Consider the following 11733-nt stretch of genomic DNA (forward strand, 5'->3'; position numbering starts at 1 on the left):
AAGATTCCCGTCAGACTTCGGCGGTTGTAAAGAAACGATTTGCAGGACGCGCCAACCCCAGATTTTCTCGCAGGGTCTTACCCTCATACTCCTTGCGGAAAATTCCACGCTGTTGCAGTTCTGGAATTACCTGATCGACAAAATCGTTCAGTCCTTCTGGCAAGAATGGAAACATGATGTTGAACCCGTCTGATCCATCTTCGGTCAGCCATTGCTCCATCTCATCAGCGATCGCCTGAGGTGTGCCCACAAAGATTAGCCCACCATAGCTGGCGACTCGTTGGGCGAGTTGGCGGATGGTTAAGTTTTCGCTTCGAGCCAGGGCAATGACGCGATCGCGTCCCGTATGACTACCATTTGTCTCTGGAATCTCTGGCAATGGTCCATCGGGGTCAAAGCTCGAAACGTCGTAACCCAGAGCAAGATTGAGGCTGTTGATGCCGCTGTCGTAGTGGATCAAACTGTTGAGATGTGCCAGTTTTGCCTGTGCTGCCTCGACGGTTTCGCCCACAACCACCAGTGCACCGGGCAGAATTTTGATGCTGTTGGGGTCACGCCCGATCGCCCTGGCACGACTCTTGATATCCGCAAAGAGTGCCTTGCCTGTCTCCAGGCTACCAATTCCAGCAAACACGACTTCAGCAGTTTCAGCCGCCAGTTGTCGCCCTGCCTCTGAGGCACCCGCCTGCACAATCACGGGATACCCTTGAATCGGTCTGGCGATATTCAACGGCCCCCGTACCGAAAAATAGGGCCCTTTGTGATTCAAAACATGCATCCTGGCAGGATCAAAATAGATTCCGGCATCTACATCTCGCACGAAGGCATCATCAGCAAAGGAATCCCATAGACCCGTCACCACATCGTAGAATTCACGCGCCCGTTTGTAACGCTCGCCATGTTCAATTTCTTCCTCTAACCCAAAGTTGAGGGCTGCATCTGGATTGTAGGTGGTGACAATGTTCCAGCCTGCACGACCACCACTGATATGGTCGAGAGAGGCAAAGCGACGAGCAACGTGATAGGGTGCTTCATAGGTTGTCGAAGCGGTCGCAATTAACCCGATGTGTTCGGTGACGGTGGCGAGGGCAGAGAGTAACGTAAACGGCTCAAACGAGGTGACTGTATGGCTGCGTTTGAGGGCGGCGATCGGCATGTTGAGAACGGCTAAATGATCTGCCATAAAGAAGGCATCAAACTTGCCCTGCTCCAGTTTTTGGATGAATTGCTTCAACGCTGGGAGATTGAAGTTGGCATCTGGAATCGCACCCGGATAACGCCACGCGGCAGTATGGATGCTCACGGGACGCATGAATGCACCTAACTTTAATTGCTTTGCTGCGCTCATTCCCCCTCCATCTGCAAGGCTTCTCATGTGTTGCGTTAACTGATCGTACGGGCAGGTTTAGCCGCAAAACCTTAACTCAGCAAGGATTTAACACGAAACCTGCCCCTACAGACCATGGATGATTTAACTGGATTTTGTCTTAAGGGTAAGATGCGATCGCCAAAAACCTTAGCCCCTTAAGTAACAATTGACCCTTGCCCCCTGACCACTAACCCTTGACCATTGACCATTAACCCTTGACCATTGACCATTGACCATTGACCATTGACCATTAACCATTGACCATTGACCACTAACCATTGACCATTAACCATTGACCATTGACCATTGACCATTGACCATTAACCATTGACCATTGACCATTAACCATTGACCATTAACCATTGACCATTGACCATTGACCATTGACCATTGACCTCTAACTCAGCACCTTTTAACTCTTCAAAAACACCTGCTGCCAATTTTGGGAGCCAAACTCTTTCTGAAATTCACTGATGACCCAGGAGATTGACTTGCCCTGCCGTTGGGCGATCGCCCCCAGATAATTCTTGTAATTCTCTCGGTCTTCTAGAGTTGGATTCATACCAAAGGTGGAACCCAGACACCAATCGTCTTTGGGCATTACCCCATACTTCTCATAAAAGGCTCGCAGTGCCCAATTGGGCGCGTACCCTTCACGAAACGTTTTTTGCCGTTGATGGTGAAAGTAAGCAATCAGTTCTGACTCATCGGCTAATTCTGGCTGAATCTCGTTCTCCACTTCCACCAGATCTTCTGTGATCACCTGCGTTTCTACTAACCATTGATGCCCACAATCGGGGCAGACGGTAACAAACGCCAGGACGACGAGATTGCAGAGGGGACACTGTTTCTTAGGCGCGGCTCCCGGTTCCCCCGGTTCGCTGCTGGTCGGCAACGTGTAACTCTGCACATCTTCGGGAAAGCCCAGACGAGATAGATTTCCGGCTTGATCGAGAATTGTGCCGTGGGTTTTTCCGGTGCTTGGCGAGATTCGCATGACTCGCCCAATTTGTTGGAAATGTAAGGCGCGTGATTGCGTCGGGCGCAGCAATAGCCCTGTTTCCACACTCGGCTCATCAAAGCCAATGCTGATCACATTACAGGAGGTCAGTACCATCAATTTGCCATCCCGCAGATCAGTGTAAAGCCGCTGACGGTCTTTGATCGGCGTACTGCCATCCACTACACCTGCCGGAATGCCTGCCAGACGAAAGGCATCTGCCACGTGGCGAGCGTGCTCCACATCCACACAAAAGGCGATCGTGCGGCGATCGGGCGTAAGGCGAAACCATTCTTCGACAATCCGCTCCACCAATTCGGGGCGATCGCATGCATTCTTCAACTCGCGCTCGTCATAGTCTCCGGCGATCGTCCGGACTCCTTCTAAATCAAGTTGTCCATCCGCAGGCATCCCGTAATATTTCATTGGGGCTAAAAAACCCATCCGTTGCAATTCGGACGGCACCGGGGAAGCCACCAGTGTTTCCATGTGGTCGCCCAGTTGCTCTTTGCCCAACCGATAAGGCGTTGCCGTCAGGGCTAAATGGGTGGCACTACGATGCGTTTCATACAAAATCTGTTGCCCAATCTGGCTAAAAACCGTGGTGTGCCCTTCGTCATACAACACCACATCCGCCTTCCACTTGCGCCACCACTGCCGCTTTGCCATCGTTTGAATGCTGGCAATCTGAATCGGGGCACTGGGGTCTTCCTTCCATCCGGCTTTGATAAACCCACAGTTCAACCCAAACGCCCGCATCTTGTCGTAGGTTTGCCCCACCAACACATCCAGATGCACCAGGAACAGCAACCGACAACCCCGTGCCTCCGCATGGGCGCAGATTTGCCCGCCAATCACGGTCTTGCCTGCCCCCGTCCCCGCAATCACAGCCACTCGCTTGTAGCCCTCACCCAATTTGGCATACAGATCTCGAATCAGTTGAATCTGGTAAGGGCGCAGGGTAGGCGGTTGCAGCGGTGTCTCAGGCGATTTCAGGTGCATCTAAGGCGATCGCTACGACGATACAAACGAACTAACAGTGTCCTCGATTTTACAGCATTTGAGGGGAGGGAGTCAGATCCCCGACTTCTCCTCTGAAAATGCGTTGGGATTGATCAGACTAAATCAAGAAGCTGGGGATTTAGGGGTGAGGTTTTTGCTAAAGGGCTGTTAACGTAAACATAAGAGAGTTTGGTATGAGGAGAAACTTGATGACAGCACGAGAGCGACTCATTCAAGAAATTGGGCAAGTTCCAGATTCCTTAATAGAAGAAGTCTTAAACTTTTTGCTGTTCATTAAGGATAGGCAACAGAGAAATTTAACCTCTGATGCTGAAATTCAGAATTTGCCAAGTGTTAGTGTTTTGGATCGGATGGGAGGAGTACCCCAACATTTGCTCTCTGTGGGTAACTTGTCAGACCGTGATAATCGTAGAGCTATTATTGCGTCGAGGATCAAGCAAAGTCATCAATAACGATCATGACTTACCGCCCGAAGATTCTAGTAGATACAGGTTTGTTAGTTGCCTTTTATGACTCAGCAGACTCTTATCATGATCGGGTAGTTGAGTTTTTCTCCACCTGCACAAGCCAATTAATTACAACGGAAGGTTGCATCACTGAAGTGATGTGGTTGTTAGCAACTGATTGGCGAGTTCAAAATGAATTTCTGCGGCATCTAGCCAATCGCATCTATGAATGTGAACCGCTTTCTTCTCAGGATTTTGCTCGGATTGCTGAATTGAATACTCAATATGCTGATTTACCAGCCGATTTTTCAGATTTGTCCCTTGTGGTAATTTCTGAACGTTTGAATATTGCCGCGATCGCCACTTTAGATAAAGATTTCGATATCTATCGACGCTATCGAAATCAGCCCTTTGAACGAGTCTTCTATCCCTAATCATTCCGTTAGATCCTCAGCTTCTTTGAAGACGGAGTTGTGCTGAGTCAACCAATTCAGAAGGTGCCCGATGAAGAGTGAGGAAAAGTGGCGATCATTGTTATTCTTAAAATTCATTGATATATTCTGTTTGTGTCAACAATAAAGATGGAAAAATATTGGAGATGGACTATCAAAATTATTACAACGCTTTCAGAGAATTAATTTTAATAGCCGATAAAATTAGTGGCACGGGATTAATATCGGACTTTGAATCTAGACAAAAATGGGCATTAGATCTGTTCTTTCAGTTGAGAAATCGTTCAAAAACCATCTTAAGTTTACTGCCTGAAGATGGAGCAATTGAGAGCAAAACATATGATTTATCAGCTATCGCCTGTTTGACAAGAAGTTTAGGGGAAATTTATGAGGCGTTTTATTATTTTGGCATAGATAGAATAGAAGAACCTGAGGCTATGCTTAGATTTTTACTGATGAAAATTCATCAGGAATCAGAACTCGAAGAAATTCAAAAAAAGTTTAGGTATGAGGAATTTGACATTAAATTAATTAAAGAAAGTATTCGGAGTCTTAGAGATGAAGCTAAACGCCGCTATTCAGAGCTATCTTCATTAGAAGGCTATGAAATTTATGATCTAATAAATCAAGGAAAAGACAAATTCCGTAAAACTTTAAAGCACAACAAAGGGCGCTGTTTAGACAGAAAAACTATTAATAGAAGAATTTTTGAGAGGATACATGAAAATCAAGAAATACCAGGAGTCGGGAAGATAGACTTAGATAAACTTGAGAAAATTTTTGAAGCAATGGATACATATTTATCGAATCATATACATGTATCACCTCTTGCTGTGAGTGAATCAGCGTATGAAGTGATGATTGGAGATAAAAGCAAACACTTTTATAAACTTCTTATACGCCATAACTCTTTCTTTCTTGGCTCTGCTATCTTTGATATTGCTGAGATGCAGAATAATCCCCGTATTTCAGATAATTCAAAGGAATTAGTTGCAGAAAGCGTTATCGGCTATCTTAGAGATTTATTATCTTGATAATTTACATTTTTATCATTATTTTATTTAATTATTCTTATTAGCAAAGAAGGATTTCTTTTAGAGCCAAAACCCAGATAGTCTATTTTTTATATTGAACCAAAACTTTCAAGAATTCATCAATTACATCTTTGGGTCTGTTGTAACATCGTTCAGCAGGATAATGTTCTATGCATAAGATCCCTGACTTCTTAAACCAAAAATCTTTTTCTTTATCCTTCTCGTAGCGATCGGGGTGATAAGCAACCTCCAAAATACCCCAAGTACCTTGATGACAAATTAAAAAATCTACTTCTCGATGATCCTCATATATATTACCTGTTTCATATCTAACTGCTAATGGTAAAGGAAAGAAAAGAACTTCAGCTACTTCTAATTCCTGTGCTATTCGCACTTCCGATTGAGAAGCAAATTTTATTTCATTATATGTGATAGGTTGTTTGCTTTCTCTTATGAATACTTTTTCAGTAATTAGTCCTTGATTCACTTCTTTGGAAATTGTAATTAGACGTTTAATAACATCGCGCCAGTTTTCTTCTACTTCTAGCAAATCCATTTTGAATTTTACTGGAAAATCAGACATATCATCCCATATATGCCCCTCGGCTATAAAATTAAAGCTTTTGAGAAGAATTTCCTTAATAGGATTGTTCTCTTGAATTTTCTTGTAATTTTCGCGAGGCAAAATGACAAACAAGCCATTAATATCATTGCCAAAACTATCACTATAAGTAAAGTGCAATTTTGCATCAACTATAAGTGCTGCATAAGCATCGAAGCCATTTTCAATTAAATCCTCAACCCAAGTACGGAGTAATCGTTCTTCTAAATCAATCATTCAATCCTCCAGTTTTCTTAATTTACAGACGCAAACAATTACCTGAGGAAACTAAGCGAAAAGTATTTACTTGCGATCGCCTATCTCTCAATTTCCCAATCTTCTTGCAACCCATCAACCTCCTCAAACTCGCATATGTTATGCGTAAATTCCTTACCAGCCCCTCGGTTGCTATGGACACTGTAGAACTGTTTTAGCGATCGCTCAAATCGTTGTTCTGCCTCGGCGAGTTCAGTCCGCGTAGGCGGACTTCGCTCCAATAGCCGCGAATTCATTCGCTGGGTTCAGTCCCCCAATCACTAGATGCACCCCAAATGAACAGTTTGTTGGGACATCGCCACACTTTTAAACGCGACATACTACCTTTTAGCCTCAGTCCTCAGCACTTTGCTACAAAATCTCATCTACCCTCTTCTTCAGAGGTAATCTTCAACACTTGATATAGATCGCTTCCTGCTTTAGTACTATTGTACTATTTTATTTTCTCCCGTAAACTGAAGAAGTCCTGGTCGCTAACGAGGAATAGTTATGCAGAACGCCGTGAATTGGTTTGAAATTCCTGCCGTTGACTTCGATCGCGCCGTTGACTTCTACAGCACTGTGCTGGGAGTCGAGATTCAAAAAGCAGACTTTATGGGAGAACCGCAAGCCTTCTTTCCCTACGAAGGGACGAGTGTGAGCGGTGCGATTGTGAAAAGCGATCGCCTCACTCCCTCCATGACAGGAACCTTGATCTACCTCAATCTGACAACAGTTGAGAACCTGGAACTGGCACTGACCCGCGTGGAGCCAAATGGGGGCAAGGTATTGATGGGTAAGACCGACATTGGTGACCCTGGCTTCATCGCCCTGATTCAAGACACCGAAGGCAATGGCATGGGGTTCCATGCATTCCGCCCAGCATAACAGCCTCCTCTGCTCCACATACTCATTAACCCATCTCCCGCCCACTCTTCACTCTCGCTCTCTACTCCCCACTCCCTACTCTCTACTTCCCCCAAGACGATTGCGAGCATCGAGAAACTGAAGTTGCTGATAGAGCGTTGCAATTTGCGGCAGGAATAACCCTGCCTGTTTTGCGGCTCTCAAGGGATTGCCGAAGATGGCCTCTAGCTCTAGCGGACGGTGTTCATCGTAGTCAATCTTCATGCTGGGGCGGTAGGGCTTCATTTTCAGCGTGTGATCCAGCATGGTGTGGATGAATTCTTCTGGAATGGAGCGACTACTGCCGGGAGTCATGGCTTCCACGCAGGCAGCGGCTCCAGCCAACACTTCTCGCATCAACTGCTCTGCCAGCGATCGCGTGTGGTCATCTGCCATCATCTCGTGGGTGGTGGCGTTGAGCACTACCGACAAGCCATTGAAGGGAATATTCCACACGAGTTTTTTCCACCGCGCTAGAAACAGATCGGAAGCAAGCTCGATGGGGATTCCCGCTCGCTCAAAGTCAGCCGCGATCGCCTCCATCCGCTGAGTCACACCAACAGGGGTGTAATCAGGCGCATACTCCCCCATCGCAATCTTCTTGTAGTCGAGGTGGTGAATATGCCCTGGTGCAATTTTGTTAGAGCAGAGGAAACACAATCCTCCAATGACGCGATCGCTGCCAACGATGCTCGCCACTTTGGTTTCCACCCCCAAGCCATTCTGCAACACCAGCACAACGCCATCTTCCTTGAGAACCGGAGGCAACAGATCGGGCAACAGGTGGTTTTGAGTGGTTTTTAGAGCGATCGCCACCACATCACAGCGGGGCATATCAGTCACACGGCGGTAAGCGTTGACCTGCGGCAACTTGAAGTCACCATCAACGGAATCTACAACTAAGCCAAACTCCCGCACATGCTCATAGTCGCTGTGCAGCAAGAAGTGTACTTCTGCCCCGGCTTGTTGCAGTCGTGCTCCGTAGAAGCCACCCAGTGCCCCGGTTCCTAAAATGGCGTATGTCAGTCCCATGTGCGATCGCCTTTTTCCTACGCGGTAACAACCCTCTAGACTGGCAACAACCCTTTGCTTGCCAACCACTCCCGATTAAACAGGCGCGATTGATAGCGCGTTCCCCCATCACACAAGACCGTGACGATCGTGTGTCCGGGACCCAATTGTTTCGCCAGCGCAACGGCAGCACCGACGTTGATGCCCACAGAGCCGCCCATAAACAACCCCTCTTTCTCCAGGAGTTGATAGATGACGCGAATGGCGGTGGGGTCATCGACCTGCAACGCATCGTCAATCGGCACGCCTTCCATATTGGCGGTAACACGACTGTTGCCAATGCCCTCCGTGATGGAACTGCCCTCAATGCTGATGGTTCCCGTTTTAGCAAAGCTGTAGAGTCCGCTGCCCATCGGGTCTGCCAGCACACACTTAATATCGGGATTCTTCTCTTTCAGAAATAGGGCAACCCCGGCATAGGTTCCCCCAGTCCCCGTTGCCGCAACCCAGGCATCCACTTTGCCTCCGGTTTGTTCCCAGATTTCGGGACCCGTGGTTTCGTAGTGCGATCGCCGATTTGCCAGATTATCAAACTGATTCGCCCAAATGGCGTTTTCCATCTCTTCGGCAATTCTGCCGGACAGTTTGACGTAGTTGTTGGGGTCACGGTAGGGCACTGCGGGAACGGGACGCACCTCGGCTCCCAGCGTCCGCAGCAAGTCCATTTTTTCCTGCGATTGGGTATCGGGAATGATGATCAGGCACTTGTAACCTTTGGCATTACAAATGTGCGCTAAGCCAATGCCCGTATTGCCTGCGGTGCCCTCCACAACCGTTCCACCCGGTTTGAGTAACCCCTTCTCTTCTGCGTCTTTAATAATGTAGAGAGCCGCCCGATCTTTCACAGAACCGCCCGGATTCAAAAATTCTGCCTTTCCCAAAATTTCACAGCCCGTTTCATCACTGAAGCTGTTTAGCCGGATCAGGGGAGTGTTGCCAACCGCACCGACAAATCCATCTTTGATGTCTACCATGCCAGATTCCTAACCTGCGTTCCTTACCAGATTCTAAAGCGAAGTTGCCTTAAACTGCGATCGCCCCACCGCTGTAGCTGCTGCTCAATCTCACCCAACTCCGCAGATCCCATCCGGGCAGTAGGGCATTGCGTCGTCCCTCCAATTGGCGTTTTTGCCAAGGGGTTTAAGCTTGGCTGAATTAGGAGACTGGCTGTAAGCGGAGGCTGAACTGCACCGGGAAAGGAAGCATGAGCCTGGACTTGTCCTGTCAAGCGGGGAGGTTGGGATGGTTTCATCCGTCCGTCAGTGACTGCTGAGAGTATAGCTTTGGTCAGAAAGCTTAAGGCACAGGCAATGGCTCAAACCCGGATGCTAAGCAAGCTTCCTGACTCGCCTCCGCCTGATCGAATGTGGCTACGGCTATAACCGCTGTTGAGCCGTTGCTGCATCACAGTCACATACGTCGATATCAACAATCTGCGCCAACAATCCTGGTGGGGCACAATCCTAATGCTGAATGCCCCTAACCCTCACCCCTATGCAAGACGATCGCCATAATACGCCTTATATTGATCTCCCCAGACGGAGCTGTTGTAGATAAAATAGAGCGTCCGACGAGAGGTATCAGAGCGATTGGGGGCACTAGCATGGGGCGTCAGGCTATGAAAGATGACAATATCACCCGGATCGGCACAAATGAGAACTTCTTCCGCCTGGTCAACAGCAGTCGGATCAACATCCTGAGGCTGACCGGATGGAGCGGGTAAGCGGTGTTGGTGTAGATCGGGATAAAGGGCGATCGCTCCATTCTCTGCATTCGCTGCATCGATCGCAATCTGCACCGTCAGTAACGCATCGGCAGGCAACCCCATTTTTTCCCAGTAGGCGTAGTCTTGATGCAAACCGTATCCCTGAGTTCCAGGGGGTTTGAGAATCAGTTTGTCTTTAAATAAAATCGGTTCGTCGTTCAATAAATCGCGCAAGATCTCGCATAGCCGAGCATCGTGAGCCATGGCACGAAACAGCCCAGACCAGTGAATCACTGGATCAAGGCGATCGCACACCGTTGCGCCCGTCAAGTTTTGGCGGGTAGCCGCTTCTGGAATATGTTGTGAAAATAAACTCTTTTGGGCACTCAGGCGATCGCACTCAGCTCGCAATTGGTCGATCTCGGTTGCCGTGAAAACATTGCGAACAACAACATAACCGTTTTTCCAGTAGTGGCGCGATTGAGTGGTTTGAGACATCACCATGTTAAAACTCCGATTTCTGCCATTCTGTCTGTTGAGTGGCCATCGTCAAACCTGCTCGCTCATATACACGCTGACCTGCACTGTTCAGCAGAGCAAAACAGCCCAACGCTTCTTTGTTCAAACGGCGTGCTTCCTGCCGGAGTGCCTCGACGGTTGCTTGAGCAATCCCCTGTCGTCGCCACGCGGGATGAATGACAAGATTCTTGAGACGCAACAGTTCATCGATTTCCATCGCCCCCACTGAGCCACACACCTCATGCTCAATACACACAAGATAAATCCTCAGTCCAGTTTGGCACTTGCGCCGTTCTAGCTCGACCCAATCCGCCGCATCGGTGACATGTCCATCGGGTCCCACCTGAATCGCTTGATGGAGCTTGACCTTTTGTTGCCAGTCATGCTCCGTGAGCACGGGTCTTAACGCTACAGATACATGAGTTGTTTGAGTGGTTTGCCTGTCTTGAAGCAGCGTCTGGTCTAAAAAGCCAATCTCAATTTGAGGAATGTAACCCTGTTCCTTAAGAATCCACTCCAGATCTAACAAGGGCGTATCTAGATAAAGACGAGGGGCTACACAACCCAGGTGTTGTAGTTCGTGTTCTAATCCCTTGAGCCAGGTTTGCCAGGATGTTGTCCGGTCTTGATCCATGATTCGATGGGCAACACAGCCTGCTGCCGTGTGGGCTAACGTCGGCATTGCAGCAATGACCGCTCCAGGATAAGGCTTAATCTGAGCACTGATTTCAAAATAGAGGCGATCGCTCTCTAGTAAAAGTTGGGCAAGCTGTGAAGAATTCGTAGACTGTGCAGACTGATTAAAAGTCACTGCTGTGTTACTCGCTTAAGAGATAGGTATTTCATCCTGGAGCTATCCTAGAGAACTTCTTAATCGACACCAAGAGAATAATCTAACTCTTGGTAAACTCTTCAACTAAACTTGGTCATTATTCAAAATCTATAAAGCATTATCCGTTTCGCAATGGATACTTACGACGATTGCCTCCGCACCCATTCTCAAAAGGCTTTGAGTGCCGGACGAGTCCCCGCAGTAAGGCTCAGCTCTAGAAACTGAGAAATCCCTTCAATTACTGGAAACTCACCCACGTTGGGGCTAGCAAGAGATTCAATATATATAGCTTTGGTCAGAAAGCTGAAGGCAAAGGCAATGGCTCAAACCCTTATGCAGGGAAAGCTTCCTGACTCGCCCCCGCCCCATCAAATGTGGCTACGGCTATAAACAACGATGGCTGCCCCCGTTAAGTTAGACAGGAGTTACGCAGTTGAGAAAAAGGGGGAGTTGGAGTAAAACCAAAGAATGAATCCACCCAAAGTCAACGAGAACGATTACATCAACTTTTTGATTGCAG

Annotated in this window: 14 protein-coding genes; 4 read left to right on the top strand and 10 right to left on the bottom strand. The window is 47.8% G+C overall.

Translation table 11 applies throughout. The annotated features are described in order from the left end of the window. Positions 1 to 10: 10 nt before the first annotated feature. The 3 genes from H6G89_RS29655 to H6G89_RS29665 all read right to left on the bottom strand — a co-directional run bounded on the left by H6G89_RS29655 (position 11) and on the right by H6G89_RS29665 (position 3371). The gene (locus H6G89_RS29655; RefSeq protein WP_190513529.1) at positions 11 to 1348 is read right to left on the bottom strand and encodes an LLM class flavin-dependent oxidoreductase; all 1338 of its coding nucleotides are present in this window, start codon (positions 1346 to 1348) and stop codon (positions 11 to 13) included. Between the two features lie 176 nt (positions 1349 to 1524). Beyond that, the gene (locus H6G89_RS29660; RefSeq protein ID WP_190513531.1) at positions 1525 to 1683 is read right to left on the bottom strand and encodes a hypothetical protein; all 159 of its coding nucleotides are present in this window, start codon (positions 1681 to 1683) and stop codon (positions 1525 to 1527) included. A 98-nt stretch (positions 1684 to 1781) separates the two neighbouring features. Continuing rightward, on the bottom strand, positions 1782 to 3371 hold the full coding sequence (locus H6G89_RS29665) for a DEAD/DEAH box helicase (RefSeq protein ID WP_190513533.1): 1590 nt from the start codon (positions 3369 to 3371) through the stop codon (positions 1782 to 1784). 209 nt (positions 3372 to 3580) lie between these two features. Here H6G89_RS29665 and H6G89_RS29670 point away from each other — a divergent pair, with 209 nt between their 5' ends. The 3 genes from H6G89_RS29670 (at position 3581) to H6G89_RS29680 (ending at position 5324) form a co-directional block, all read left to right on the top strand. Beyond that, positions 3581 to 3844 carry a hypothetical protein gene (locus H6G89_RS29670; protein ID WP_190513535.1) on the top strand — a complete coding sequence of 88 codons (264 nt, stop codon included), beginning with the start codon at positions 3581 to 3583 and terminating at the stop codon, positions 3842 to 3844. Between the two features lie 5 nt (positions 3845 to 3849). After that, a complete protein-coding gene (locus tag H6G89_RS29675; RefSeq protein ID WP_190513542.1) occupies positions 3850 to 4272 on the top strand; it encodes a type II toxin-antitoxin system VapC family toxin in 423 nt (140 codons plus the stop codon). Between the two features lie 164 nt (positions 4273 to 4436). Continuing rightward, positions 4437 to 5324 (top strand): hypothetical protein, encoded by an 888-nt coding sequence (locus tag H6G89_RS29680; RefSeq protein WP_190513544.1) that lies wholly within the window; start codon positions 4437 to 4439, stop codon positions 5322 to 5324. Between the two features lie 82 nt (positions 5325 to 5406). On the opposite strand, the gene H6G89_RS29685 is transcribed toward H6G89_RS29680, so the two are convergent. Both H6G89_RS29685 and H6G89_RS29690 read right to left on the bottom strand, forming a co-directional pair. After that, a complete protein-coding gene (locus H6G89_RS29685) occupies positions 5407 to 6162 on the bottom strand; it encodes a hypothetical protein (RefSeq protein WP_190513546.1) in 756 nt (251 codons plus the stop codon). Positions 6163 to 6242: 80 nt separating this feature from the next. Next, positions 6243 to 6437 carry a hypothetical protein gene (locus H6G89_RS29690; protein ID WP_190513548.1) on the bottom strand — a complete coding sequence of 65 codons (195 nt, stop codon included), beginning with the start codon at positions 6435 to 6437 and terminating at the stop codon, positions 6243 to 6245. Positions 6438 to 6690: 253 nt separating this feature from the next. On the opposite strand from H6G89_RS29690, the gene H6G89_RS29695 reads away from it, so the two are divergent. Then, complete coding sequence (locus H6G89_RS29695; protein ID WP_190513550.1) at positions 6691 to 7068, top strand: VOC family protein; 378 nt, start codon at positions 6691 to 6693, stop codon at positions 7066 to 7068. Between the two features lie 75 nt (positions 7069 to 7143). On the opposite strand, the gene H6G89_RS29700 is transcribed toward H6G89_RS29695, so the two are convergent. From H6G89_RS29700 to H6G89_RS29720, 5 genes are all read right to left on the bottom strand, one after another. Further along, positions 7144 to 8118, bottom strand: a complete 975-nt coding sequence (locus tag H6G89_RS29700) for a putative 2-dehydropantoate 2-reductase (protein WP_190513552.1) — start codon at positions 8116 to 8118, stop codon at positions 7144 to 7146. Positions 8119 to 8153: 35 nt separating this feature from the next. Beyond that, positions 8154 to 9131, bottom strand: a complete 978-nt coding sequence (locus H6G89_RS29705) for a cysteine synthase A (protein ID WP_190513554.1) — start codon at positions 9129 to 9131, stop codon at positions 8154 to 8156. Positions 9132 to 9154: 23 nt separating this feature from the next. After that, the gene (locus H6G89_RS29710; protein ID WP_190513556.1) at positions 9155 to 9409 is read right to left on the bottom strand and encodes a hypothetical protein; all 255 of its coding nucleotides are present in this window, start codon (positions 9407 to 9409) and stop codon (positions 9155 to 9157) included. Between the two features lie 240 nt (positions 9410 to 9649). Continuing rightward, positions 9650 to 10366 (bottom strand): phytanoyl-CoA dioxygenase family protein, encoded by a 717-nt coding sequence (locus tag H6G89_RS29715; RefSeq protein ID WP_190513558.1) that lies wholly within the window; start codon positions 10364 to 10366, stop codon positions 9650 to 9652. Position 10367: 1 nt separating this feature from the next. Further along, complete coding sequence (locus H6G89_RS29720; RefSeq protein ID WP_190513560.1) at positions 10368 to 11192, bottom strand: GNAT family N-acetyltransferase; 825 nt, start codon at positions 11190 to 11192, stop codon at positions 10368 to 10370. Positions 11193 to 11733: the final 541 nt, after the last annotated feature.

This window comes from Oscillatoria sp. FACHB-1407 (assembly GCF_014697545.1).
In the GTDB taxonomy this organism is placed as follows: domain Bacteria; phylum Cyanobacteriota; class Cyanobacteriia; order Elainellales; family Elainellaceae; genus FACHB-1407.